The organism is Hydrogenobaculum sp. (genome assembly GCF_049967395.1).
Classification (GTDB): domain Bacteria; phylum Aquificota; class Aquificia; order Aquificales; family Aquificaceae; genus Hydrogenobaculum.
Map to the genome: position 1 here is coordinate 19073 of NZ_JBMFST010000004.1, position 23648 is coordinate 42720.

28 protein-coding genes and 1 tRNA gene are annotated in these 23648 nt (G+C 36.1%); 26 read left to right on the forward strand and 3 right to left on the reverse strand.

Annotation, left to right across the window (positions count from 1 at the left end; genetic code table 11):
• Positions 1 to 5 precede the first annotated feature (5 nt).
• The 7 genes from ACP5S8_RS01155 (at position 6) to ACP5S8_RS01185 (ending at position 6152) form a co-directional block, all read left to right on the forward strand.
• A complete protein-coding gene (locus ACP5S8_RS01155; RefSeq protein ID WP_461875372.1) occupies positions 6 to 1112 on the forward strand; it encodes a hypothetical protein in 1107 nt (368 codons plus the stop codon).
• A gap of 10 nt (positions 1113 to 1122) precedes the next feature.
• Positions 1123 to 2103, forward strand: a complete 981-nt coding sequence (locus tag ACP5S8_RS01160; RefSeq protein ID WP_461875373.1) for a hypothetical protein — start codon at positions 1123 to 1125, stop codon at positions 2101 to 2103.
• 87 nt (positions 2104 to 2190) lie between these two features.
• Positions 2191 to 3024, forward strand: coding sequence for a hypothetical protein (locus tag ACP5S8_RS01165; RefSeq protein ID WP_461875374.1), 834 nt, complete (start codon positions 2191 to 2193; stop codon positions 3022 to 3024).
• Entirely contained in the window at positions 3024 to 4112 is a 1089-nt protein-coding gene (locus ACP5S8_RS01170) for a hypothetical protein (RefSeq protein WP_461875375.1), read from the forward strand. The genes ACP5S8_RS01165 and ACP5S8_RS01170 overlap by 1 nt, the downstream gene beginning before the upstream one ends.
• Before the next feature lie 11 nt (positions 4113 to 4123).
• A complete protein-coding gene (locus ACP5S8_RS01175; RefSeq protein WP_461871206.1) occupies positions 4124 to 4735 on the forward strand; it encodes a hypothetical protein in 612 nt (203 codons plus the stop codon).
• A gap of 102 nt (positions 4736 to 4837) precedes the next feature.
• Positions 4838 to 5902, forward strand: coding sequence for an ATPase, T2SS/T4P/T4SS family (locus ACP5S8_RS01180; RefSeq protein WP_461875376.1), 1065 nt, complete (start codon positions 4838 to 4840; stop codon positions 5900 to 5902).
• Positions 5903 to 5906: 4 nt separating this feature from the next.
• Positions 5907 to 6152, forward strand: coding sequence for a hypothetical protein (locus ACP5S8_RS01185; RefSeq protein WP_461869852.1), 246 nt, complete (start codon positions 5907 to 5909; stop codon positions 6150 to 6152).
• Here ACP5S8_RS01185 and ACP5S8_RS01190 read toward each other — a convergent pair.
• The gene (locus tag ACP5S8_RS01190) at positions 6149 to 6604 is read right to left on the reverse strand and encodes a YqaA family protein (protein ID WP_461869851.1); all 456 of its coding nucleotides are present in this window, start codon (positions 6602 to 6604) and stop codon (positions 6149 to 6151) included. The two genes, ACP5S8_RS01185 and ACP5S8_RS01190, sit on opposite strands and share 4 nt — an antisense overlap.
• 169 nt (positions 6605 to 6773) lie before the next feature.
• Between ACP5S8_RS01190 and ACP5S8_RS01195 the strand changes: the two genes are divergently transcribed.
• The 4 genes from ACP5S8_RS01195 (at position 6774) to ACP5S8_RS01210 (ending at position 8529) form a co-directional block, all read left to right on the forward strand.
• Positions 6774 to 7211, forward strand: a complete 438-nt coding sequence (locus ACP5S8_RS01195) for an Hsp20/alpha crystallin family protein (RefSeq protein ID WP_461875377.1) — start codon at positions 6774 to 6776, stop codon at positions 7209 to 7211.
• A gap of 88 nt (positions 7212 to 7299) precedes the next feature.
• Positions 7300 to 7383, forward strand: a tRNA-Leu gene (locus tag ACP5S8_RS01200).
• Between the two features lie 34 nt (positions 7384 to 7417).
• Positions 7418 to 8053, forward strand: coding sequence for an NAD(P)H-dependent oxidoreductase (locus ACP5S8_RS01205; RefSeq protein WP_461875379.1), 636 nt, complete (start codon positions 7418 to 7420; stop codon positions 8051 to 8053).
• Positions 8050 to 8529 (forward strand): hypothetical protein, encoded by a 480-nt coding sequence (locus ACP5S8_RS01210; protein WP_461869847.1) that lies wholly within the window; start codon positions 8050 to 8052, stop codon positions 8527 to 8529. The genes ACP5S8_RS01205 and ACP5S8_RS01210 overlap by 4 nt, the downstream gene beginning before the upstream one ends.
• On the opposite strand, the gene ACP5S8_RS01215 is transcribed toward ACP5S8_RS01210, so the two are convergent.
• Both ACP5S8_RS01215 and ACP5S8_RS01220 read right to left on the reverse strand, forming a co-directional pair.
• On the reverse strand, positions 8483 to 9991 hold the full coding sequence (locus ACP5S8_RS01215) for an NAD(P)H-hydrate dehydratase (RefSeq protein ID WP_461875381.1): 1509 nt from the start codon (positions 9989 to 9991) through the stop codon (positions 8483 to 8485). The two genes, ACP5S8_RS01210 and ACP5S8_RS01215, sit on opposite strands and share 47 nt — an antisense overlap.
• Complete coding sequence (locus ACP5S8_RS01220; RefSeq protein ID WP_461869844.1) at positions 9988 to 11175, reverse strand: phosphoglycerate kinase; 1188 nt, start codon at positions 11173 to 11175, stop codon at positions 9988 to 9990. The genes ACP5S8_RS01215 and ACP5S8_RS01220 overlap by 4 nt, the downstream gene beginning before the upstream one ends.
• A 79-nt stretch (positions 11176 to 11254) precedes the next feature.
• On the opposite strand from ACP5S8_RS01220, the gene fabD reads away from it, so the two are divergent.
• Genes fabD through ACP5S8_RS01295 form a run of 15 tightly spaced genes read left to right on the forward strand, consistent with a single transcriptional unit; the run spans position 11255 to position 23645 of the window.
• The gene (fabD, locus tag ACP5S8_RS01225) at positions 11255 to 12178 is read left to right on the forward strand and encodes an ACP S-malonyltransferase (RefSeq protein WP_461869843.1); all 924 of its coding nucleotides are present in this window, start codon (positions 11255 to 11257) and stop codon (positions 12176 to 12178) included.
• Positions 12175 to 12849, forward strand: a complete 675-nt coding sequence (locus ACP5S8_RS01230) for a succinate dehydrogenase/fumarate reductase iron-sulfur subunit (protein ID WP_461875382.1) — start codon at positions 12175 to 12177, stop codon at positions 12847 to 12849. The genes fabD and ACP5S8_RS01230 overlap by 4 nt, the downstream gene beginning before the upstream one ends.
• A 14-nt stretch (positions 12850 to 12863) precedes the next feature.
• Complete coding sequence (locus ACP5S8_RS01235) at positions 12864 to 13196, forward strand: thioredoxin (protein WP_461875384.1); 333 nt, start codon at positions 12864 to 12866, stop codon at positions 13194 to 13196.
• The gene (locus ACP5S8_RS01240; RefSeq protein WP_461869840.1) at positions 13196 to 13702 is read left to right on the forward strand and encodes an HIT family protein; all 507 of its coding nucleotides are present in this window, start codon (positions 13196 to 13198) and stop codon (positions 13700 to 13702) included. The genes ACP5S8_RS01235 and ACP5S8_RS01240 overlap by 1 nt, the downstream gene beginning before the upstream one ends.
• A 42-nt stretch (positions 13703 to 13744) precedes the next feature.
• Positions 13745 to 13948 carry a 30S ribosomal protein S21 gene (gene rpsU / locus ACP5S8_RS01245; protein WP_015419347.1) on the forward strand — a complete coding sequence of 68 codons (204 nt, stop codon included), beginning with the start codon at positions 13745 to 13747 and terminating at the stop codon, positions 13946 to 13948.
• On the forward strand, positions 13948 to 15147 hold the full coding sequence (locus ACP5S8_RS01250; RefSeq protein WP_461875385.1) for a methionine adenosyltransferase: 1200 nt from the start codon (positions 13948 to 13950) through the stop codon (positions 15145 to 15147). The genes rpsU and ACP5S8_RS01250 overlap by 1 nt, the downstream gene beginning before the upstream one ends.
• Before the next feature lie 20 nt (positions 15148 to 15167).
• On the forward strand, positions 15168 to 15515 hold the full coding sequence (locus ACP5S8_RS01255; protein WP_461869838.1) for an NADH-quinone oxidoreductase subunit A: 348 nt from the start codon (positions 15168 to 15170) through the stop codon (positions 15513 to 15515).
• Between the two features lie 24 nt (positions 15516 to 15539).
• On the forward strand, positions 15540 to 16073 hold the full coding sequence (locus ACP5S8_RS01260) for a NuoB/complex I 20 kDa subunit family protein (RefSeq protein WP_461869837.1): 534 nt from the start codon (positions 15540 to 15542) through the stop codon (positions 16071 to 16073).
• Position 16074: 1 nt separating this feature from the next.
• Positions 16075 to 17835 carry an NADH-quinone oxidoreductase subunit D gene (locus tag ACP5S8_RS01265; RefSeq protein WP_461869836.1) on the forward strand — a complete coding sequence of 587 codons (1761 nt, stop codon included), beginning with the start codon at positions 16075 to 16077 and terminating at the stop codon, positions 17833 to 17835.
• A complete protein-coding gene (gene nuoH / locus ACP5S8_RS01270) occupies positions 17832 to 18845 on the forward strand; it encodes an NADH-quinone oxidoreductase subunit NuoH (protein WP_461875387.1) in 1014 nt (337 codons plus the stop codon). The genes ACP5S8_RS01265 and nuoH overlap by 4 nt, the downstream gene beginning before the upstream one ends.
• A gap of 10 nt (positions 18846 to 18855) precedes the next feature.
• Positions 18856 to 19464 (forward strand): NuoI/complex I 23 kDa subunit family protein, encoded by a 609-nt coding sequence (locus ACP5S8_RS01275; protein ID WP_461869834.1) that lies wholly within the window; start codon positions 18856 to 18858, stop codon positions 19462 to 19464.
• Positions 19452 to 19949 carry an NADH-quinone oxidoreductase subunit J family protein gene (locus ACP5S8_RS01280; RefSeq protein ID WP_461869833.1) on the forward strand — a complete coding sequence of 166 codons (498 nt, stop codon included), beginning with the start codon at positions 19452 to 19454 and terminating at the stop codon, positions 19947 to 19949. The genes ACP5S8_RS01275 and ACP5S8_RS01280 overlap by 13 nt, the downstream gene beginning before the upstream one ends.
• Complete coding sequence (gene nuoK / locus ACP5S8_RS01285) at positions 19942 to 20238, forward strand: NADH-quinone oxidoreductase subunit NuoK (protein ID WP_012513795.1); 297 nt, start codon at positions 19942 to 19944, stop codon at positions 20236 to 20238. Before ACP5S8_RS01280 ends, nuoK begins: the two co-directional genes overlap by 8 nt.
• Complete coding sequence (gene nuoL / locus ACP5S8_RS01290) at positions 20238 to 22139, forward strand: NADH-quinone oxidoreductase subunit L (protein ID WP_461875389.1); 1902 nt, start codon at positions 20238 to 20240, stop codon at positions 22137 to 22139. The genes nuoK and nuoL overlap by 1 nt, the downstream gene beginning before the upstream one ends.
• Positions 22140 to 23645 carry a complex I subunit 4 family protein gene (locus tag ACP5S8_RS01295; RefSeq protein WP_461875390.1) on the forward strand — a complete coding sequence of 502 codons (1506 nt, stop codon included), beginning with the start codon at positions 22140 to 22142 and terminating at the stop codon, positions 23643 to 23645.
• The last annotated feature ends 3 nt before the right edge of the window (positions 23646 to 23648 follow it).

Here is a 23648-nt window from a genome sequence, read left to right on the forward strand (position 1 = left end):
TTGCTATGGCAAACATAACTGTTTCAAGAAAACCGGAGAAGAATAAAGCCTGTATACAAAAACAAGAAGGAAGGAGGATAAGATATTATTGCGTAGAGAAAAAGGAGCTAAAAGATTATCTGTATGACATACTATATATGCAAGAAAACAATATAAATTTAGCCGTTAGAATAGTGCCAGAAAAAAAGAAATACTATGAATACGTTATAGCTGGCGATAGAATACAAATAAATGAAAAAGAACTTACAACAGATCAAGACCCCGAGAGCTACATAGCCACAGAGTATTTGGGAGAACCAGTAGTTATAATAAAAGAACCTCTAAAAAAAATAAAAAAACTATACGGTCCTCCGTGGTATCAAGACAAGCAAATTATAGCTCTTATTGTGATGTGGGTTATCATAATTTTTGGAGGCGCTGTATTTCTTTATCTTAAAAGCCATCAAAATAGAGAACTTACATTAGGGCATGGTGGACTTGCCGGTAAACCACCACCACCGCCTATGGGCAAAAGTCTTGGTTTAGCTCAAAAAACATCTATGATGGAGTCTTTTACAAAAGATGCTCTTTATCAAATAGCTTATGCCATAGAACAAGTATCGTCTATTGGTTATCCTGCTTATATATCTGATATAACTTATTTTATAAAAGATGAAAAGGCTGCTCCTGGTAAGGATGAAAAATTGAGTGGCAGTCTTGATATAACGTTTAGATTTGCCTATCCTGCCAAAGGTTCAAAACTTGTTAGTACAAAACCAGTACCGATATACTCTAAAACCGTTCACATAGATTTGGCGCAAGATTTTCCTGTAAAAGTATCTCATATAGACGAAGAAACTTGTGGTATGAAGCTTTTAAAAGATGGATTAAATTTGTACGATGTTGATAATTTAGAGTTTAAAGGAGATATCAAAAATTATAAAGATTTTTATGATTTTATACAAACTATGTTTTACTGCAAAGGCTATATAGAGTCTTTAAAACTTACTAATCCAAATGATATATTGTCCAAAAATACCAACAACGCCAAGAATCCTAATATGGTAAAGAAAAACATTGATATAAATGCAAATATAGATTTGTACCTTATCAAAAACAATTCTCTACCATAAGGAAAATAATATGCTTAGTAAAATTAAATCAAGACTTAGAAAAAAGGAAATAGAAAAAATTATATACGATGCAGAAGTCCAATCCGGATATGCCAACATATCTGTTGAAGAAATATATGAAAGGGTAAACAAGTATCTAAACTGGCCAGAGCTAGAAGATATAATAGAAGATATCCGTTCTGGAATGAAAAAATCCGACATTTATGAACCATACCTTTCTTATGAAGCTATTACAATAATTAGAAACGCCGAAGACAAATCTTTACCGGTTTATAGGATTTTAGAGGAATTGAAAAACATATCTGAGGCTATAGAAAAGGCAAAATCAAAACTTGTGCAAATGATAATAATGCCGATTTTTACGTTTATAGCCACCGTCATCTTGGCAGATTACGTACTTCATAAAATAGCCACCACTCTTTTGGCTACAAAGCTTATAAAAGCTCCGTTTTATCTTCCTTTTCTTATGAAATTTTTTATACCTATAAACTTTTTATTCTTAGGACTTTTTATATTCTTTGTGGTCATAAAACCAGATTATACTCCCATTGTAAAGAATATTTTTAAGGAGCTAGAAGGGGTTAGGATACTTAACACCACTAGACTTTTTTATATGGCAAATATACCAATAGAAGACATCATTCTTTATGTGGAAGAAACTTCGAAAGGCAGTATAAAAAAAGCTTTTTCCTCTGTGGATACCAATTTGGAAGGATTTTTGGAAGCCCTAGGGTCTATCCTTAAGCTTACAGAGATAGCATCTTTAGAAAGTGCCTTTTATACAGGCAAATTTAGAGATACGCTTTTTTCTTTGGCAGAAAGAAAACTAAGAGAGCTTGGTGTGTTTGTAGAAAGTATAGCTGCCACCGCCAATATAGCAGCGCTAGGACTAATAGTCATACCTCTTATACTTCTTATCGTACCTTACTTCCAAATGGCTTTTGAGCTTATAAACAAAGTTTCCTCTTTTCTCATGAACACCGGCGGTTAACTGTCGTAGACTTGTAAACCTTGGCAGACTTGTAAACCGTGGCAGACTTGTAAGTTGTAAAAGATTGTAGTGCATATATTCAGATTTATGATATATTTTATTTATATGGGGTTTTGTAAAAAGCCTAAAAAATTTATAAAGATGAGGACTGTTGTAAATTTGGGAGCGCTCTTATCTGGAATAAGTATGCTGGTTTTTCTAAGCAAAAATGCTTATCCTGTAGTATACGTAGTGCCTCCTGATATAGACATGTATATGCATCAAACAAACGATGTTTACAAAACTCTTATAGAAAATTTATGCGGTGCTGGCAACAACGGTCAAGGTATTATAAAAGATTGTTTTAAATCTCTTACCGCTTATACAAACTCAGCCGCCTCTTATAGCTTTACACCGCTGGCAAATCCAAACATAAACAATCTATCCACTACCATAGGAAATGCCAACATAATATCTTCCACTGTAGCTTTTTCATCTGTCACAAACTCTGCTATGGGTTCTAGTACTTATTGTTTTCCTATAGGAAATTCTTCTACATGTTTTAGCATAGAAGATTACACTACGATGCAATATCAAACCGTATTGCTATCGGCTAGCTATGCTAATGGGCAGCTCGTTAGCGGCTCTTCTGGAACGGTATGGATGCCGTCTTGCACATATCATACTGGTAATAGCGCTCTCTACGCCGAATTTATAGTATTTGCACCTACTTCATGCTCTTACGATTTTTTAAATCCAGGGTCTCAAAACAACGTGGTAGCTAGCAAAGTCGCTTGTCCGTCGGGTGATAGTGCAAGTACTTGTTATACAATAAGCGCATCTTGTTTTTTCGGTTCAAATACAAATTCTAGCACCGTAAGCGGTCTTTACTATACCAATCTACCAGTGCTAAGCTTTTGTCCTACTTGGAGTGAATCTTAATGTGGTTTATAATAGAAATTCTTTTAGCTTTATCTATCTTGTCCACTGTATTATCTGGTATTTATTATCTTATACCTGCTTTTAATAGAAGTACCGATGTAGCAAAATCTCAAATAAAAAGTATAAATCTAAAAAACGCTCTTTTAAACGTATATATGGATATAGCCCAAGCAGAACAAAATTGCGGTGGATATTCAGAATGTCCAGCTACACCCCTACCTTGTAATATTTCTTATACAAACGGTGGATTAAGTTTTAGTTATGTGGTAAGTTCAAATTTAAACATTACAAATGCCGTCCAAAGTGCATTTAACCAAGCTGGGTGTTCTGTAAGTATATACAGCACAACAATATCTATATTCTGCCCAAGTATTACGGCTTCTAATATAGACTTTTGCTCAAATCCAAATTATGAATCTTATACGTTTGTAAACCCCTCACCACCATCAATACCAAGCATCACGTTTTATACAATACTACAACCGGAAAATCCAGCAAGTCCATTATCAGCTCCTTACGTGGTAGATTATACACCTGTATATCAATATTATCAAAACGTATCTTTTTCCAAGTTTGAACAGATAGCATCTTCTATGAAAAATTATGTACTAGAAAGAAGAACATCGGAAATAGCAAACTCTTGTACATGGAACGGTTCTAATTGGACAGGCGGCATGGAATCGAGCTACGATTTTTATGTACCATGGATATTACAAGCATGCTCTAGTTCTCCTAATCTCCTATGCCAAAGTGCTCCAAGCCCAAACGTTTGCTCTAATTCTTGCACAAACATAAGCTTATCCCAAAACTGTAGTATAAATACGCTTCTTCAAAACGTCGGTCTTGTGAGTAGCACATCTCCTAATTTTTACTATGTGGATGGCTTTGGAAACTCCCTTACAATAATACCTTATGCAAATTTACAAGGAACCCTACCCGATATACATCCATCTTTTTCTTATATGAATGAGTGTCAAAGCGGTACAAACTGCCCTCCATTTGCTGGAGTTATAACATTAAGCAACACCAATGTCAGTTGTGTACAAACAGGCGCACCCTATTGTTATCTTCAGTTTACATATCCGTAAAAGAGGTTTTTATGCTTTTTATAACCGTAGCGTTTCTCATAATAGCTATAATAAGTTATATCTTATATATGGTCGCAAGTACGGTGCCACTTTACCATGCTGTAAATGTAGTACCCAAACCAAACATATCCACTTACCATATAATCTCAAATCTACCAAATAAAACGTTGAGCAATACAAGCACTACAAACGCTATCCAAAGTATTGTAAGCTTTTATAAAGATTCTTACGAGCAAGCTTTTATAAATGCCTGCGAAAACACAAGGTGGCTTAGCATAAAAAACAACTGTTCAAACCCAAACGATTTCAATCAAGCTTGGAGTTTTTTGCCGTCTTTAACCGGAAGCACAAATACCATTACGGGTTCAAATATCCTTTTTTCTTGCAACACAAAAAGCGCTTTTGGAGAGTATGTACTTTATAGTTCTATATCAGGCTTGCAATCAAATACATGCGTACAATGTTATTACAACCTCTCTTCCAATACCTCTATCCCATATTCAATGCCGCTTCCTTATAAAATCAATTCTCCTTACGGCACAAACACCACCCACTCTCTAACAAGTATGGGAGACCCTTGCGCCGTTGGTAGTTTTATAAGTTGTACATACGTGTGTGGCTAAATCGTAACAGACTTTTAGATATCTATCAAAGTAGGTTTTAATAAGCAATTGTTTAAATTAAACTTCTTGCAAAGCTACTATGTCATATGTTATACTAAAAGCATGAAAACGTTAGATATAAAGGATATTCCGTCAAAACTTGTGGATATATTTGAAAAGGGTAAAGAGCTTGGTGCCACTGACTTTCAGCTTATAGCAAACTATATACCAAGATATGGAATTGCCAAAAAATATGCTATTATACCAGGCATGCATAGACTAACTATAGACGATGTAATAGAAATTATAGAGCTCACATCCGAAGAGAAAAATTGGAGAGATATAATGGCTGAGTATTCTACGTTTGAATACTCTTTTGCTATAAAAAACTACGGTCTTTACAGGGTATCGGTGGCGGAATCCTTAGAAGGGCTTGGGATGGCTATACGTATACTGTCTTATGAACTTCCTTCTATTGAAATGGTGAGACTTCCAAAAGAAGTTGTTGATTTTATGAAAGATGCAAGAAGCGGTGTGGTAGTGCATACCGGAGGTACAACTTCTGGTAAATCTACGTCTATAGCTGCAGAGATAGGTTTTTTATCAGACCTTCATAACGTTGTTATATTAACCTTTGAAAATCCTGTTGAATATAGATTTTTATATAGGAAAGCGACAGTTAGGCAGTTTAACGTACCTACGCAGGTAAAGAATTTTCAACATGCTCTTAAGATAGCCCTAAGAAGCGACCCTTCTATCATACTGTTTGGTGAGGTGAGATCAGAGGATGAAATAATATCTCTTCTTGATATGGCTGCCCGTGGTCACTTGGTATTTTCCACTCTACATACAAAGAGCGTGAGCGCTACTTTTTCATTGCTAAATCAATTTGGTTCTAAAGAGCTTTTGGGTTTGTTTAGTTCCCAGATAGTAGCTATTATTTCACAGTTTTTATACCGCTCAAAAGCAAGAAAATTTTTACCTATATACGATATATTGGTACCAAACAAATCTATAAGGACTATGATAGCAGATGGAAATTTTAACGATATAGAAAGGGTTAGACAAGAAGGGAAGATTCAAGGAGGATTTTCCATAACTTTTACGCAATGTGCAAAACAATATCTTGTTAACAGAGAAATAGATGAGGAAGAGTTTAACTATATAAGATTGAGAGCTATGGAGTAATATTATGGAAGACAAAATATTTGTAAAAGGAAAGTATACCACTATAGAAATATCAAAAGACGAGCTTTTTAGGCTTTTAAAAGAATTAAAAGAAAGAACCAAAGGAATAGACTTGTTGGAAGCTTTTGAGATTATGCAAGATTTTCCCGATTTAGACAAGTTTAAAGTGTTAAGAGATTTATATGTGCTTGAGCTTAGCGGAGCTTTTAAAGAGCCAATACAAATAGAAGAACTTTATAAAGAAGTTTAAAAGATTTTTTGGAAAAAATGCCATATAAATATGTAAGCTATAGTATGCAATATCCTCGATATAAACGTAGCTATTATAAACCTGTAAAAGGGGAATTTTAATATTCCAGCCATCCAACATATAGCCTTGTAAGGCTCTCCTATTAGTATTGCAAAAATACCATATCTGTTGAAAAGAGCTTCTATTTTTACATAATGCTTTTCGGAGATTATTCTTGAAGCAATTTTATCGCCTGCAAAATATCCTAACCAATAAGATACGAAAGCTCCTAAGACATTTGATAGAACGCCTACAGCACCTATTATCCATGGATTTAGGCCTATTTTGTTGCTTATGAGCATAAAAGGTAAAACAGGTACAGGTTGTATAATGCTTTGAGTAAAGCCTACCAAAAAAACTCCAAAATATCCGTAATGCTTCACTAAACTTATAGCTATGTTTTGTATATCCATATCTTTTTATTATACTTATCCTAAAAGCTTGATACTAAAAATATATTTTAGCATATAAATATTAACTAGTTTAGCATATTGCTATCAACTTTATTATAAAAACTCTTGACAAATTTTCTAAAAGTATTATATTAATTTTTAGAAATCTTTAGAAAGGAGGTAAAGGCCTATGAGAAAGGGTTTGGCAGTTTGGAATCCATTTAGTGAATTGGAAAAAGTTAAGGCAGAGTTTGACAACCTCGTCCAAAACTTGTTGCCTACCGTTTACAGCGGTGGAGAAGTTTCTTTGGCACCAGCGATAGACGTATACGAAACAGACAAAGAAGTGGTAATAAAAGCTGAAATACCTGGTGTCAAAAAAGAGGATTTGGAAGTAAGCGTAAAGGATAACGTACTTTATATCAAGGGCGAAAAGAAAGAAGAAAAAGAAGAAAACACGGAAGCTGTCCACAGGGTGGAACGCATATACGGCAAGTTTGAAAGAATGATATCCTTGCCACCAAACGTAAAAACCCAAGATGCAAAAGCCGAATATAAGGACGGTGTCCTAGAGATAAGATTTCCTAAAAAAGAAGAATCTCAAAGCACAAAGATTAACATAGGGTAAAGCTTAAGTATTAAAGCGAAGGGGCTCAACGCCCCTTTTTTAATTTTTATCCACTTTCCCTCTGGTTTTGGTATATAATATATAGATAGCCGGAGTGGTGAAATTGGCAGACACGCTATCTTGAGGGGGTAGTCCTCGCAAGAGGGTGCGGGTTCGAGTCCCGCCTCCGGCATTTGACTGTATTATTTGTTAAAGAGGTGATGGTGATGAATTTTTCTAAAGACGATATTTTAAAAGCCTTTTACGAAAGACACGCCTGTAAGCTTTTTGATGATAAAAAGAAAATTCCTAAGGAAGATTTTGATTTCTTGCTAGAAATAGGTAGATTATCACCATCTTCTTTTGGAATGGAGCATTGGAAGTTTCTAGTAATAACATCACAAGACTTAAAGGAAAAGCTAAGACCAGTGTGCTGGAATCAACCTCAAATAACGACTTGCAGTCATCTTGTTGCTTATCTTGCCAAAAAATCTTTTTTAAAAAATCCAGACTATTATAGACCTATGTACGAAAGAAAAAGCGATATATTTCCAGATGTGGAATTAAGAGAGAAAGCCATAAAGCGTTATGAAAACTTTGTAAATCAACTCGATGATAGAGGCCTAGCTTGTTGGAGTTCCAAGCAATGTTATATAGCTGCTACAAATATGATGACGGTAGCTGCTATGATAGGTATAGACTCATGCCCAATAGAAGGTTTTGAAAAGGATAAAGTGGAAGAAATATTGGGTCTTGACACAAAGGATTATGAAATATCTATGTTTGTAGCTTTTGGTTATAGAGTAAATCCACCATCCAAAAAATATAGGCTTCCCATAGATAAACTGGTAGAATACAGATGATAAATAGATTTCCGGTTTTTCTAATAATGGAACGCCTTGAGCACAACTTAAAAGAGCAACAAAAAGCTATGAGCGTTTTATTCATAAACCAAAATAAGATTACTTACGATTTTCTGAATGCAGTTTACGATCTTTTTATGGATACGCTAGGGCTTTCTTATACGCTTATAGGTATGATGGATGAAAATATAGACAAATACACCAAAGAACACATATTTCTCGTTTCATCTGAAGCACTTTCCATGTTTAGCCTATCAATACCTTATCTAGAAGCTGGTGTTCCATTCTTTATAGAGGACACTTACATAGACAACTTATCTGTACAAGAGTTTATTTTAAGACTAGCAAACTATATAGAAAAATCTATTTTAGAAGAGACTTTTTCAAGGGAATTTATCTTAGACTCCCTCGATAAGCTGCTTAGACATCTCACATATTTTCAATATGTAAACGATAAGATACCTCGCTATCTTTAGTTTTTTCTATATATTTAAAAGCTTCTTGAATGTTTGTTATCATATCAATCGTGCTAAAAGCCTCAATATGGGACTTTTCTGCGGTTATCTCACCAGCTATACCATGTAAAAATACACCTAGTTTCAAAGCTTTTGATATAGACATTTTTGACAAAAAGGCGCTCAGTATACCGCTTAAAACATCTCCAGTACCTCCTTTAGCCATAGCTGGAGTGCCTCTTGCGGATACGTAAACTTTGCTTTCAGTGGCTATAGTAGTTATAGCACCTTTTAACACCAAAGAACAGCCGTATTGCTTATGAAATTCGTAAGATAAATCTATCTGATTTCTTATTATATCTTCTTTGGCTATACCGCTTAGTCTTGAGAATTCACCTATATGAGGTGTAATAACAATGTTTTCATTTTTTAAAAGCTCTAAAGCTTTGTACTTGGAAATAATGTTTAAAGCATCCGCATCTAAAAGTACAGGTTTGTTAAAACTAGTCAAAATGTGCTCTATTGTGCTAAGCCCTTTTTCATAAACACCGAAACCCATTCCAACGGCTATAACATCAAACTGCCCTAAATCTATATTTTCAATAGATTCTATATAATAATCTTTCGAAGGAAGGGGCATTTTTATTTGTTCTATAAGATAGTTAGAAACGCTTGCCATATGCTCTTTTGGTATGCCTACATAAACAAGCCCAGCCCCCGCCATGGTAGCAGCTTTAGCGCTCATGCTCACCGCCCCTATGTATGGCCCGTTTCCACCTATTAAAAGCACTTTACCTTCGTTGCCTTTATTGGTATCTAACTCCCGTTTTGGTAGCAACGGCTTTACATCTTTTATGCTCAATAAAACCCTTGATGTATTTGGCACGCAGACGTTGGGTATGGAAATATCCTTCACATATATATCACCTGCATACTTTGAGTAAGGGTAAAGAATATGGTAAGTTTTTGGATAAGCAAATGTTATTGTGTAATTGGCTTTTACAAACTTATCAGAAGGTATACCAGACGGAATGTCTACAGATACTACAACAGAAGAGGAGTTGTTTATAAAATCTACATAAGGCACAAACTCTTCTTTTAAAGGCGGTCTAAAACCTGTACCAAACAAACCATCTACTATAACATCGTATTTTTCTTTAGGAAAGCCATCAAGAGCTTTTATATTTAAATTTTCTAAAATAGCTTGTTGAATCTTAAACTCTTCTGTGGTTCTTGAGCTTTTAGCAACAACAAAATCACATTTAACGCCCCTTTGAGAAAGCCACCTTAAACACGCCAAAGCATCGGCCCCATTGTTTCCCGTGCTTACTACCGCTAAAACACTTTGTGGTTTTAAACTAAAGACAAAATCTGCCACAGCCTTTGCAGCGTTTTCCATTAAGACTAAAGAAGGTATACCAATTTTCTCTATGGTGCATTTATCCGCAAACGTCATTTCTTCCGGTGTAAGTATGTATATCATTTATCGTCTAAAACGGATATACAAGGTAGTTCTTTTCCTTCTAAAAGCTCTAAAAACGCACCACCACCAGTGGATACAAAATCTATAGCATTTATAACTCCAGCTCTTATGATGGCGTGGTCTGTATCTCCGCCACCAGCTATAGAAAGAGCTTGAGAATGAGCTATAGCTCTCGCCACCTCTAAAGTACCGTCTTTAAACCTTTCATATTCAAAAGCTCCCATGGGTCCGTTCCATACTATTGTTTGGGCTGTACCGATAAGCTCTTTCGCTAAACTTATAGAAACCGGCCCTATATCAAGCCCCATATAGTCTTGAGGTATTTCTTGCCAAAGCACGGTCTTTATAGGTGTATGATCAGATAACTCTTTACCCACTATAAAATCTACAGGAAGATAAAACTTAACACCGAGCTTCTTGGATATATCTATAATGTCTTTTGCAACATCTATAAGGTCATTTTCTACAAGAGACTTACCGGTATCGTATCCCATAGCTTTTATAAATGTAAAAGCCATAGCCCCGCCTATAAACATCTTATCTACTCTTTTTAATAAATTTTTTATGACGTTTAACTTTGACGATACTTTAGCACCGCCTAAAAATGCCACCACGGGCCTTTGGGGATTTATCATTGCTTTTTCAAAATAAAGAAGTTCTTTTTCCAGCAAAAAGCCCATACAAGCTGGTTTTAATATCTGTGGCACGCAATAAACAGAGGCATGTTTTCTATGGCAAGTGCCAAAGGCGTCCGATACGTAAACCTCGCCTAATGAAGCGAGTTTTTTTGAAAACTCTTCATCGCATTCTTCCTCTTCTTTATGGAATCTTAAATTTTCAAGCATTATAACGTCTTCTGGTTTTGCGCTTTTAACAATGTTCTCTACATCTTTACCTACGCAATCTGGAGCCATCACTACGTCTTTGTGTATATACCTTGAAAGACGCTTTGCTACAGGTTTTAACGAGTATTTCTCATCAAAACCTTTTGGCCTTCCAAGATGAGACATGAGTATAACTATGGCTTGAGCATCAAGCAAATATTCTATGGTAGGGATTGCAGCCCTTATCCTGGCGTCATCTTCTATATTACCCTGATTATCTATTGGTACGTTGAAATCAACCCTTACCAAGACTCTTTTTCCTTTCAGATCAACATCCCTGATAGTTTTTTTGCTTGGCATAACAACCTCCTAGGATTTTATATAATCATTATAACTAAAATTTATAGACAAAAGCCTCAAAACTGAATATAATATTGTCATGATTGCTTACGTATTTCCAGGTCAAGGTTCTCAATACATTGGAATGGGGTATGACTTTTACAAAGAGTTTTCCGAAGCTTCAAACGTATTTCATAGCGTAGAAGAAGCTCTTAGAAAGAATATAACAGATATAGTTTTTAGAGGGACAGAAGAAGAGCTTTCTAAAACTATAAATACACAACCTTCTTTGCTTGCTTGCAGCTATGCTATATATGTCTCTTTGAAAAAAATGGGTCTCAAAGATCCGGATTTTGTGGCAGGCCACAGTTTAGGAGAATATACAGCTCTGTTGGTTGCAAAGGGTATAGATCTTTACGAAGCTGCAAAGCTTACTTATTTAAGGGGAAAATACATGCAAGAGGCTGTGCCAGAAGGAAAGGGGGCTATGGCAGCCATATTGAAGCTTCCTCCAGAAAAAGTAGAAGAAGCTTGTAAAGAGGCTAAAGATGTTGGGGTGGTGGAGCCAGCAAATTACAACTCAAAAGAACAAACTGTAATATCTGGAGAAAAAGAAGCGGTGGAAAAGGCTATAGAAATAGCTAAATCCATGGGCGGTAAAGCCATAATGCTTAAGGTATCTGTGCCTTCTCATTGCTCTTTGATGAAACCTGCAGCCGATGCTTTTAGACTAAAACTTGCGCAAACACCTATCCAGAATATCACTATTCCGCTTGTCTCCAATGTTGATGCAAAAGCTCATACTATGGCACACGAGATTAGAGATAATCTTCACAAACAAATTTATTCATCTGTAAAATGGTATCAATCGGTAGAATATATGATATCTCAAGGCGTAGATACTTTTGTAGAGATAGGACCCAAAAACGTATTATCAAAACTTATATCTCAAATAGATAGTCGGGTCAGAGTTTTCAACGTAGATAAATTGCAAGATGCTGAAAATGTATTAAAGGCTCTATGATAGTGAGTGTTAAAAGGTACGATACATTTCAGTCTTATGAGTTAGATGTGTCAAGAGATATAACTGTTTTAGAGCTTTTGCATAAAATAAAAGAGATAGATCCTAGCCTTAGCTATAGGCATATGTGTAGGGCTGGTATATGCGGTACCTGCGCTTTAAAAGTGAACGGTAAAAATGTTTTGGCTTGTAAAACTAGGTTAAATAAGTTTGAGGACGAAACCATAGTGCTTGAGCCTTTGGATAACGCCGTTGTGATAAAGGATCTAGTAGTAGAACACCAACGTTGGTTTGATATGTATAAAAATATTAAAGTTGATTTTAAAAATTCAGATTACCAGTATTTTGATTTTAAAAGCATAGAAAATTCTAAGAACTGTATAGCTTGTTTTATATGCAACAGCGTATGCCCTGTTATGCCCATAGACAAAAAATTTGGTGGGCCCTTTGTGTTTGCAAGGATTTACGGTTTTCTTGAAGATAATAGGAATGCAAATAAAGATTATGGGAAGCTTATAGATGGAGCTATAAACCATTGCACTCATTGTAAAAACTGCAACTACGCTTGCCCTTTGTTTGTTATGCCAGAAACACTTATAAAAAAGTTAGAAGATGTGCTAATATCCAAGGGGCTCATACAAGCTCCTCAAAATGACTTGTTTTTTGGATTTTAAAATGGAGGTTAAGTATGTTTAAAGACATGGTAGAAGTTACGGATAAGGACATATACCAAAAGGTTATGGCTTCTGATACTCCAGCTATACTCATAGTAACATCTCCTGATAACCCTAGGAATCAGGAGTTCTACGAAGCCATTGCAAAATATATAAAACTTTATGGAGATAAGATAGGATTTTACTATCTTGATACTACGAAAAATGATTCTCAACAAGATTTTGGTCTTTGGGCAGAGCCTTCTATATTATGTTTTGCAGAAACTATGGAGATGGACAGATTTGAAAACCCACCAACCGATGAACAATTACAAACCTCTATAAACAGGATGCTGAGGATAAAATAATGAAACTCCTTTGGGCACCTTGGAGAGGTTCTTACGTAGAAAATTTGGGTAAAGAGTGCAGTTGCTTTTTGTGTGATGCTGGTAATTCTGAACCATCGATAGAGAATCTTGTTTTGGTTAAAAGCAAAAAAACGTTTGTAATAATGAACAAGTACCCTTACAATTCTGGACATCTTATGGTAGCACCTTTCCTTCATACAAACAACTTAGAAGACCTTGACGAAGAAACTGTGCAAGACATATTTTATATGACAAAAGTTTCTATAAAAGCCTTAACAGAGCTGCTGAAACCTAACGGTTTTAATATAGGGTATAATTTAGGAAGAAGCGCCGGGGCTGGTTTAGAAACCCATATACATCAGCACATAGTGCCTCGCTGGAACGGAGACACCAACTTTATGCCTACGATATTTGGGACAAAGGTGCTATCCCAAAGCTTAGAAGATCTATACGTTAGACTTTCACCAATTTTTCACAAATTACTTGACAAAAGCACGGTGAGCTAATATAATGTTTAAACCAAAATTTTATGTAAGGAGGTTATTGGCTTGGCTACAGTAATAGTTGGAGATTCTGAATCTTTTGAAAAGGCTATGAAAAGATTCAAAAAGGTTGTGGAAAGAGAAGGTATTTTGACCGAATTAAAAAGGCGCGAATTTTATGAAAAACCAAGTCAGAAGAAGAAGCGCAAGGAACGTGCTGCTAGGAAAAGGCTTTTAAAAGCAATGAAGAAAAAGAAGGTGGCGCTCTAATGGACTTCATAGTAGTTTCTGAAATGACTTTTGATAAGGTTTCTTTGCAAGAAGCTGAGATTGTTGAAAGAAAAGGCATAGGTCATCCAGATACAATATGCGATTCTTTAGCTGAAGAGCTTTCCGTTGAGCTTTCAAAACTATATATAAAAGAGTTAGGTGCTATAATGCACCACAATGTAGACAAGGCTCTTTTAGTGGGGGGTAGAGCCCATTCCAAGTTTGGTGGTGGCGAAGTTATATCTCCCATAGAGATATTCTTAGTAGGAAGAGCCCTAAGAGAAATAGATGGAAAAGAGTTTCCAGTTGATGAGTTAGCAATAGATGTTGCTCACAACTGGCTTAAAAAACATATAAGAAATTTAGATTTTAGTAAACATGTTATCCTTCAAACGCGTATAAAACCAGGAAGCAAAGACTTGGTAGAGCTTTTTGATAGATTTCAAAAGAAAGGTGAAGTGCCCTTGGCAAACGATACTTCTTTTGGGGTAGGTTTTGCACCGTTCTCTGAGCTTGAAAATATTGTATTTTACACTGAAAAGCTTTTAAACTCTGAAGAGATTAAGAATATGCATCCAGAGGTGGGAGAAGATATAAAAGTAATGGGTGTTAGAATAAAAAATAACATAAGAATTACTGTTTCAGCAGCTTTCGTAGATAAATACGTGAAAAATATAAACCAATACAAAGAGCAGAAAGAAGCTATAACCAATTTGGTGTTAGAAAATGCCAAAAAATATACCGATAAAAACGTTAACGTATTTGTAAATACTGCAGACGATATTGAAAATGAATCTGTTTATATCACCGTAACTGGCACATCTTCAGAGCAAGGGGACGATGGCCAAGTGGGAAGAGGCAACAGAGCCAACGGTTTAATAACTCCATATAGGCCAATGTCGTTAGAAGCTGCTGCTGGCAAAAATCCAGTCTCTCACATTGGAAAAATATACAACGTAGTAGCTAATATAATAGCTAATAGAGTTGTAAAAGAAGTTGAAGGAATCGAAGAAGCATACTGCTATATGGTATCTCAGATAGGTAAACCTATAAACGAACCTCAAGTTTGCGATGTAAAAGTAAGGAAAAAAGGTAATAGTTTTGATAAAGAAGCCGTTAGAAAGATAGCACAAGAAGAGCTAGAAAAAATGCCTAATACTTGGAAGCTCTTCTTGGAAAAAGAGTTCTCCGTAGCTTAAAAATTTTTTAGGAGTAGCTTATGATAGGATTGGTGGCGCTTCTTTTGATATCTTTAACCATAGCGTTTGTAATGACATTTTTAAATGAGATTTTAAATTTCAAAAGGCGCAAAACCAACAGCTACCCATACGAGTGCGGTGTACCACTTTACGATGATTCCGCTAGACCGATTTTAAAGCAAGGTTATTATTTATTTGGGCTTTTGCTGATACTGTTTGATATAGAGGCGGCTTATTTATTTCCATGGGCCGTTGTGTTTAGAAATATAGGTGCATATGGTCTGGTGGAAGCTGTAGTGTTTTTAGGTGTTCTTATTATAGGGTTTTTGTATGCCCTTAAGAAGGGCGCTTTAAAATGGCAGATTTGAAAACTTTTGTTTGTGAGGTGAAACATGGCTTCTAGCATAAATGGCAACGGTTTTATTACCACTACGGTGGATGAGTTGCTCTCATGGGGTAGACGCAACGCCCTATGGCCTGTAACGATAGGTTTGGCTTGCTGTGCTATAGAAATGATGCACGCTGCTGCATCAAGGTTTGATATAGATAGATTGGGAATGATATTTAGAGCATCTCCAAGGCAAGCCGATGTCTTGATAGTAGCGGGCACTGTTGTCAATAAGGTAGCGCCTATGTTAAAACTTATATGGGATCAAATGCCAGAACCAAAATGGTGTATATCTATGGGTGGATGTGCTTCTGCAGGAGGACCATTTCCTACATATTCTACACTTCAAGGCGTTGACCGCATTATACCAGTAGATGTTTACATACCAGGGTGTCCACCTACCCCTCAAGGGCTTATATACGGGCTTTTAGAATTACAAAGAAAAATTAGAGAAAAGAAAGTAACAAGATACGAGAAAGCTTTTGAAGAGTTCAAGAAGGATTTATCACCAGAGCTCTTAAGCGGTATTGGAGTATAACATGCCTTGGGCCTCTTCACAGACCTTAGATAGAATAAAGCACGCTTTTAGAAAAATAACAATAGATACTCAACCAAACTTTGTTTGCTTAAATGTAGAAGATACTCAAGAAATTACAAATATATTAAAACATTTAAAGGATATTGAAGATTTTAGATATTTTATAGATTTTCATGTTATAGATTTTCCTAAGGAAAAAGATAGGTTTTTAGGGCAATATATACTTGTAAATCCCTATACTTTTGAAAGGTTAGCCGTAAAAGTATGGTTTAAATCAAATAAGCTTCCTACCGCAAAAGAGATATTTCCTGGTGCTAAGTGGGCTGAAAGAGAAGCTTATGACATGTTTGGCGTGGAATTTGAAGGCCACGAAGATGTCAAAAGAATGTTTATGTGGGAAGATTACAAATACTTCCCGCTAAGAAAAGATTTTCCACTTGGCGGCATACCAGAGCAGAAGCTTCCTTCTCTAACAGAAGTTTTAGAGGGTAATACATTTCCGCCTTCTCATGATTACGATATAATGCACACTTATGTGCCTACTATGAAAGATATAGAAAAAACAGAGAAATCAAGAATTACAAAGAAAGGTCAGCTGGTGTTAAATTGGGGGCCATTGCACCCTGGGACTCACGGCACCATGTGGTTTTTGTTTGACCTTGAGGGTGAACATATTATACAAACTGACGTTATATTGGGTCAACTTCATAGAGGAATGGAAAAGATAGCAGAAAATCTTCACTACTTTCAATTCTTACCTTACACAGACAGAATGGATTATCTTTCTGCAGTTTGCAACGAGCTCTCTTATGTCCAAGCTGTAGAAAAACTTGCCAATATAGAGGTCCCTTTAAAAGCTAGATACATAAGAACAATGTTTGCTGAGCTTCAGCGTATAAATTCGCACCTTTTATGGCTTGGTACCGGCGCTCTTGATCTTGGTGCTTTGACTGTATTTTTATACGCTTTTAGAGAAAGAGAAAAAATAATGGATATAATAGAGGGCAACGCAGGCTTTAGGTTGACATCGGCATTTTTGAGGATAGGAGGAGTCCACTACGATTTGGCAAAAGGCACCTTAGAGGTGGCAAAGTACTTTGTAAAAGACTTTTACTCAAAGTTAAAAGAGTATCATGGGCTTTTAACAAGAAATAGAATATGGTTAAAGCGTACCAAAGATGTGGGAGTTATAACTCAAGAAGATGTTTATCAGTACGGTCTTACTGGTCCAGTAGCTAGAGGATCTGGTGTAGCTTACGATATTAGAAAGATAGATCCTTACGCTGCTTACGACTTAGTGGATTTTGATATTCCAGTAGGAGATATTGGAGATGTTTACGATAGATATTTAGTAAGAATGGAAGAAATGTATCAAAGCGCCCGCATAGTAGAACAATGTATAGAAGCCTTAGAAAAGATGCCAGAAAACGAACCTTATGTAAATAAGAAGCACCCAGCGGTGATACCTCCCAAAGAATATGTTTTCAACGATTTGGAAGATATGGTAAAATCCTTCAGAATAGTTGTACACGGTGAGAATATTCCAAAAGGAGAAGTTTATTCCTCTGGTGAAAATCCAAGAGGTGAGCTTGGCTTTTATATATATTCAATAGGCAAATCATCTCCTTATAGGCTTAGGATAAGGTCTTGCTCTTTTTACAACTTATCCGTATTTCCAAAAGTTATATATAAACATACAATTTCTGATGCCGTAGCTCTTCTTGGTAGTATAGATCCTGTAGTAGGAGAGACCGACAGATGAACGATATAATATTTACCGCTGTAGTTATAGCCATAAAAATTTTAATAGTTTTAGCCGTTACGCTGGGGCTTGGGGCTTACTTGACATGGTACGAAAGAAAATTTGCCGGCCATTTGCAAGCAAGGAGAGGTCCTACCGTTGTTGGACCGTTTGGCCTTTTGCAACCTTTAGCAGACGGGCTTAAGCTTATGACAAAAGCTCCAATACTTCCAAGAGGAGTAGACACTAAACTATACTATATGGCTATCATGATGGCTCTGGTTCCTGCCATTATGCTATTTGCGGTTGTACCATTTGGTCCTTCTTTTAAAATCATGGGACACGAAATAAAACCAATAGTGGCTAACTTAAACATCGCAATTCTATATGTATTTGCCATGGGTTCTATGGCTGCATACGGTACGCTGTTTGCCGGGTGGGCTTCAAACAGCAAGTACGCTTTCATAGGCTCTTTAAGGAAAGCTGCTCTAATAGTGAGTTATGAGGTGGTGCTTGGTTTTGCAGCTTTAAGCGTAATACTCCTTGCCGGTAGCATGAACGTTTTTGATATAGTGAATGCTCAGATAAAAAGCGGTGTTTGGTACATAGTATATCAACCTATAAGTTTTATATTGTTCTTGTTTTGTCTTCTGGCAGAATCTGGTAGGGTACCTTTTGATATACAAGAAGCCGAAGCTGAACTTGTAACAGGCTACAACGTAGAGTATGGTGGAATGAAGTTTGGTATATTTCCTCTGGCAGAGTGGTATCTTAATGTGTTGGCCCTTTGTGCTATAGCATCTGTTCTTTATTTTGGTGGTTGGGCTGGACCACACATATTTGGCCCTTTTTCTGGCTTTATTTGGTTTTTAGTAAAAACCTTTGGTTTGTTGTTTTTTGTGCTATGGGTACATTGGACGTTGCCTAGATATCAAGCAAAAGATGTGGTGGAATTTGCATGGAAGTACCTTCTACCAATCTCTATAATAAATTTGGTAGGAACCGCATTTTTTATTTATTTCAAAGGATGAGGTTGGCTTTATGATAAAGTTAAAAAAGCTAAGAAGGGATGATAGTTTAGGGCCTTTAGAAAGCGTTTTGTTTTTAGATTTTATAAAAGGTTTAACCATAACGATGAAAAATCTTTTAAGAAAACCTATCACTACTCAATATCCGAAAGAAAAGATAACTCCGCCAAAAAGGTTTAGAGGTAAGCATGGACATTTTGTTTACGATGGGCAAGAACCACCTTCTTTAAAAGCTATAGAAGGATTTATGTCTTTTGAAAAGGGTAAATCAAGATGTGTAGCTTGCTACATGTGTCAAACCGCATGCCCTATGCCTACTCTTTTTAGAATAGAGGCAGTACAAATGCCAGACGGTACAAAGAAAGTGGTAAGGTTTGACATGAACCTTTTAAACTGCCTATTCTGTGGATTATGCGTGGATGCTTGCCCAGTAGAATGTCTTACTATGTCAGATATACATGAGATGGCCGTTTACAGAAGGGCTCAAGCTGTCATTCATATGGATGATATGGAAAAAATAGGAGCTACAAACGCCACCGTAGTTAGAAACTTGCCAGATAGAATATGGCGAGACGATAAAGAGAGAGAAACTCTCTGGGGTAAGGTGAAATGGAACTTTTAGTGTTCGTGGTTATTTCCACTATAGCTGTTGCAAGCGCTTTAGGGGCTATTCTTGTCAAAAGCCCAATACACGTCATGGTATGGTTTCTTGGATTTATTTTATCAGTAGCAGCGTCTTTTTTTGCCCTCAAAGCAGACTTGCTCGCTGGTTTGCAACTTGTAATATACGCAGTGGCTATAGTGGTTTTTTATGTGTTAGTAATTACCACTATACCTTGGGAAAAGGTTAAGATGTTTGAGGGATTTTATAAAAAAGAGTTTGTATTTGCATTGCCAGCTTTCTTATTTACAGTAGGAGCTTCCATTTATCTTGTCATAAACTCAAGACTTTCTAATTTGAGACAGCCTTTACCAAAAGACAACGTAAGCGCTCTTGGAACGGTACTTTTCACAAAGTATATAGCACCTTTTGAGTTGGCATCATTTATTTTGTTAATAGCTATGATAGGTGCTATAATATTTGGCAAGGAGAAAGCCAATGGATAAATACTACTTGCTTCTTGGTATAGTGCTTGTGTTCATTGGTATTTTTGGTATTATAATAAGGAAAAACTTAATCACTATGCTAGTAGCCACTGAAATTATGCTAAACGGCGTAAACATATCTTTAGTATCTGTATCCCATTTTTTGGGAAAGGTGGATGCTCAGGTAATGAGTATAATAGTTTTGACTGTAGCTGCCTCAGAGGTGGCGATAGGCCTTGGTTTGGTGGTATCTATTTTTAGATTAAAAGGTTATGAAGCTTCTGAAGAAATAACGGAGTTGAGGGATTGATGCAATCTCTAATACTTCTTTTCCCACTGCTATCCTTTATAACGATAGGGCTGTTTGGCAGACGTATAGGTGATCTTGCATCAGGCGTAATAAACGCCGGTGCTGGTATATTGAGCTTTATAGTGGCTCTTATCACCATGCTGTCTATGAAAGGACCAAAAGATATAGTATTTTACAAATTCTTACCTTTATCAAACACATCTGTAGACATAGGGATATATATAGATAAACTGTCTATCACCACTACAGTTACCGTTACTTTTGTAGCCAGTGTTATATTTGTATACGCAATAGGCAATATGAGATATCTTTTTGGTAACTGGACATTTAAATTCTTTGCATACTTTAGTTTGTTCTTGTTCTCAATGCTTCTTATACTGCTGGGAGATTCTCTTATACTTATGTTCTTTGGATGGGAAGGCGTTGGTCTTGCATCTTATCTTTTGATAGGGTACTTCCATGAAGAAAAGTTTGCTACAAAGGCAAGTTTAGAAGCCTTTGTGATGAATAGAATAGGAGACTGGTCTTTTATTTTAGGTATCATATATACTTTTTGGTTGTTTGGTACGTTATCCTTGCCAAAACTTTTTGAGAACGCCAACTATGTTCCCGGTATCACTTTAGCTACGCTTCTTCTTTTTGGCGGTGCTGTGGGCAAATCAGGACAAATTCCTCTACATACGTGGCTTCCAAATGCAATGGCTGGTCCAACTCCTGTATCAGCACTTCTACACGCTGCTACAATGGTGGCTGCTGGTGTTTACATGGTGGCAAGACTTTATCCAATATTTTCTTTGTCCCAAACAACGCTAAGCTATATAGCAATAACAGGTGTTGTTACAATGCTTTTTGCCGCTTTGGTGGCTACAGTGCATGACGATATAAAAAAGATAATAGCTTTTTCTACCATGAGTCAATTGGCAATCATGTTTACAGCCCTTGGTATGGGATTTCCAACAGCAGCTATGTTTCATCTTACAACACACGCTTTCTTTAAGGCTCTCTTGTTCTTAGCTGCCGGTGCTGTAATAACAGGGCTTCATCATCACACTCAAAACATATTTGAAATGGGTGGTCTCAAAAAATACATGCCTATTACCTTTTCAGCTTTTATGATAGGTGCGTTGGCACTTTCTGGCTTTCCTCCCTTTGCCGGTTATTTTTCAAAAGATGCTATAGTATCTTCGGTAATGGATAAAAATACGCTTGTAGCCACGTTAATACTTGTAGCTTCTATGCTTACAGCTTATTACATAACCAGAGAAGCTTTTGTGGTGTTCTTAGGAGAAGGGCATTACCATGAAGAACCTCACGAAGTAGAACCTATAATGAGCTTTCCAATGCTCATACTAAGCTTTCTATCCCTTATGGGTGGATTTTTGCTTTGGAACTATTTCTCCTACATGAACAGCTCTATAGAACCACCTTCTTCTTTCATAGTACATTCTATTTACGGTGTTATAGTTGCCATAGTAGGTATATCTCTTTCTTATCTTTTGTATGTCAAAAAAATTGTAGATCCAAATACGCTTTACGAACTATTTAAGCCTATACACACTCTTATGAAATCTCAGTTTTACACAGAATACATCTATCACAACATAATAGCAAAAGGTTATCTTGCCATATCAAGGCTTATATATAAAGCAGTAGATCGTATAATAATAGATGGATTTGTGAACGGGGTGGCAAAAGTATTTATGATTTTAGTAAGATTTGTTTGGGAATTTATAGATATAAGGTTTATAGACATAATATTACATAAAATTGTCATATGGACCTTTTCTTTTGGAAGAAAATTGAAGATTATTCAAAGTGGATATTTAAATCAGTATATATTTGTCATTCTCTTAGGAATTGTGATAATATTAGGACTTATCATAAAAGGCATGAGGTTGTAGATGGAATATATTACCAACGGCTCTGGACTTATAAGTATTTCGATGTTAATCCCTGTTGCAACAACTATTTTAATAGTATTTTTGCCTGAGAAGTTTACAAAACCGATAGCTTTTGTTGGTTCGTTAATTACGTTTCTCATCTCTTTATATACTCTCAAATTTCTCAATTTCTCTAACCTATCAGACATATACCTTTACGAAAATTATCCCATCGTAAAAGAGCTTGGTATTTCTTATGCTGTTGGTGTAGACGGGCTATCAGAGGTATTTTATATATTATCTACGTTCATATCTTTCTTAGCAATAGCTTGGTCGGTAAAGGATATTCAAATTAAAAGCAGGTTAAAAGAATATTATTCTATGTTTTTACTGACCACCACTTTTCTAATAGGGGTTTTTACGGCTTGGGATTTGATATTATTTTATATATTTTATGAGCTTACCTTAGTGCCCATGATATTTGTAATAGGGGTTTGGGGATATAAATTAAGACTCTATTCTGCTTACAAATTTTTTATATATATCTTTATTTCTAGCTTGTTTTTGTTGTTTGGTATAATGATTTTATCCGCTGATAGTTTTAAGCAAACCGGTCATTTCAACGCCTTTTATCCAACACTTTTACATTTGCATCTACCACTCAATGAACAAATCTTTTTATTTTTATTGTTCTTCATAGCTTTTGCGGTTAAAACACCGCTGGTACCATTTCACACATGGCTTCCGGATGCTCACGGCGAAGCTCCTACAGCTGGTTCTGTAGTGCTGGCAGCTATACTCTTAAAGATGGGTTCTTACGCCTTTTTGAGATTTAACATAGGCCTTTTCCCAGAAGCCGCTAAACACCTGTGGCTTGTGATGGTTTTTATAGGTATCCTAACAATAATTTACGCCTCTTGGATGACCATAGCCCAAAACAACATAAAGCGCTTCGTGGCTTATTCTTCTGTTAGTCATATGGGTTTTATAGTGGCAGCTATGTTTATGCTAAACTTTCAGGGTTTTAGAGCCTCTGTATTAGAGATGGTGGCTCATGGATTTTCTAGTGCATCTTTGTTCATGATAGCTGGATTTATATACAACAGGTTACACTCTTTTAACACAAAAACTATAGCTGGTTCCGTAAAATATATGCCTATTTTTTCAATACTTGTAGCCCTTACAGGTTTTTCTGCGATGGGACTACCTGGTGGTTCTTCTTTCTGGGGTAAATTTTTAACCATAGTATCTGCAAAAGAGCACAGCTTGGATTTAGCTTTGATAGTTATAGTTAGTGCATTTTTTAGCGCCATATATATGCTTTACTTTCTTAGAAACTTGTTTTTGGAAGGTAAGACCGAAGGTTCTTTTCTCATATTTACAGATATAAGAGGCATAAAACTAACGGCTATGCTTAGCCTTGTTGTGTTGATGTTTACCATAGGGCTTTTCCCGTTTTTATTTTTTAACATCTTTGATGCTTCTATATTGAATATACTTCATATTGTTGGAATGGTTAAGAGGTAGTCT

What these genes read in the sequence shown, in the direction of transcription:
- nuoK (WP_012513795.1), top strand. Translation starts at nt 19,942, where the DNA reads ATGGATAAATACTACTTGCTTCTTGGTATAGTGCTTGTGTTCATTGGT.
- ACP5S8_RS01160 (WP_461875373.1), top strand. Translation starts at nt 1,123, where the DNA reads ATGCTTAGTAAAATTAAATCAAGACTTAGAAAAAAGGAAATAGAAAAA.
- ACP5S8_RS01175 (WP_461871206.1), top strand. Translation starts at nt 4,124, where the DNA reads ATGCTTTTTATAACCGTAGCGTTTCTCATAATAGCTATAATAAGTTAT.
- ACP5S8_RS01170 (WP_461875375.1), top strand. Translation starts at nt 3,024, where the DNA reads ATGTGGTTTATAATAGAAATTCTTTTAGCTTTATCTATCTTGTCCACT.
- ACP5S8_RS01210 (WP_461869847.1), top strand. Translation starts at nt 8,050, where the DNA reads ATGATAAATAGATTTCCGGTTTTTCTAATAATGGAACGCCTTGAGCAC.
- ACP5S8_RS01165 (WP_461875374.1), top strand. Translation starts at nt 2,191, where the DNA reads ATGATATATTTTATTTATATGGGGTTTTGTAAAAAGCCTAAAAAATTT.
- nuoL (WP_461875389.1), top strand. Translation starts at nt 20,238, where the DNA reads ATGCAATCTCTAATACTTCTTTTCCCACTGCTATCCTTTATAACGATA.
- ACP5S8_RS01275 (WP_461869834.1), top strand. Translation starts at nt 18,856, where the DNA reads ATGATAAAGTTAAAAAAGCTAAGAAGGGATGATAGTTTAGGGCCTTTA.
- ACP5S8_RS01260 (WP_461869837.1), top strand. Translation starts at nt 15,540, where the DNA reads ATGGCTTCTAGCATAAATGGCAACGGTTTTATTACCACTACGGTGGAT.
- ACP5S8_RS01220 (WP_461869844.1), bottom strand. Translation starts at nt 11,175, where the DNA reads ATGCCAAGCAAAAAAACTATCAGGGATGTTGATCTGAAAGGAAAAAGA.
- ACP5S8_RS01205 (WP_461875379.1), top strand. Translation starts at nt 7,418, where the DNA reads ATGAATTTTTCTAAAGACGATATTTTAAAAGCCTTTTACGAAAGACAC.
- fabD (WP_461869843.1), top strand. Translation starts at nt 11,255, where the DNA reads ATGATTGCTTACGTATTTCCAGGTCAAGGTTCTCAATACATTGGAATG.
- ACP5S8_RS01185 (WP_461869852.1), top strand. Translation starts at nt 5,907, where the DNA reads ATGGAAGACAAAATATTTGTAAAAGGAAAGTATACCACTATAGAAATA.
- ACP5S8_RS01240 (WP_461869840.1), top strand. Translation starts at nt 13,196, where the DNA reads ATGAAACTCCTTTGGGCACCTTGGAGAGGTTCTTACGTAGAAAATTTG.
- nuoH (WP_461875387.1), top strand. Translation starts at nt 17,832, where the DNA reads ATGAACGATATAATATTTACCGCTGTAGTTATAGCCATAAAAATTTTA.
- ACP5S8_RS01250 (WP_461875385.1), top strand. Translation starts at nt 13,948, where the DNA reads ATGGACTTCATAGTAGTTTCTGAAATGACTTTTGATAAGGTTTCTTTG.
- ACP5S8_RS01235 (WP_461875384.1), top strand. Translation starts at nt 12,864, where the DNA reads ATGTTTAAAGACATGGTAGAAGTTACGGATAAGGACATATACCAAAAG.
- ACP5S8_RS01190 (WP_461869851.1), bottom strand. Translation starts at nt 6,604, where the DNA reads ATGGATATACAAAACATAGCTATAAGTTTAGTGAAGCATTACGGATAT.
- ACP5S8_RS01255 (WP_461869838.1), top strand. Translation starts at nt 15,168, where the DNA reads ATGATAGGATTGGTGGCGCTTCTTTTGATATCTTTAACCATAGCGTTT.
- ACP5S8_RS01155 (WP_461875372.1), top strand. Translation starts at nt 6, where the DNA reads ATGGCAAACATAACTGTTTCAAGAAAACCGGAGAAGAATAAAGCCTGT.
- ACP5S8_RS01195 (WP_461875377.1), top strand. Translation starts at nt 6,774, where the DNA reads ATGAGAAAGGGTTTGGCAGTTTGGAATCCATTTAGTGAATTGGAAAAA.
- ACP5S8_RS01295 (WP_461875390.1), top strand. Translation starts at nt 22,140, where the DNA reads ATGGAATATATTACCAACGGCTCTGGACTTATAAGTATTTCGATGTTA.
- ACP5S8_RS01230 (WP_461875382.1), top strand. Translation starts at nt 12,175, where the DNA reads ATGATAGTGAGTGTTAAAAGGTACGATACATTTCAGTCTTATGAGTTA.
- ACP5S8_RS01215 (WP_461875381.1), bottom strand. Translation starts at nt 9,991, where the DNA reads ATGATATACATACTTACACCGGAAGAAATGACGTTTGCGGATAAATGC.
- ACP5S8_RS01280 (WP_461869833.1), top strand. Translation starts at nt 19,452, where the DNA reads ATGGAACTTTTAGTGTTCGTGGTTATTTCCACTATAGCTGTTGCAAGC.
- ACP5S8_RS01180 (WP_461875376.1), top strand. Translation starts at nt 4,838, where the DNA reads ATGAAAACGTTAGATATAAAGGATATTCCGTCAAAACTTGTGGATATA.
- ACP5S8_RS01265 (WP_461869836.1), top strand. Translation starts at nt 16,075, where the DNA reads ATGCCTTGGGCCTCTTCACAGACCTTAGATAGAATAAAGCACGCTTTT.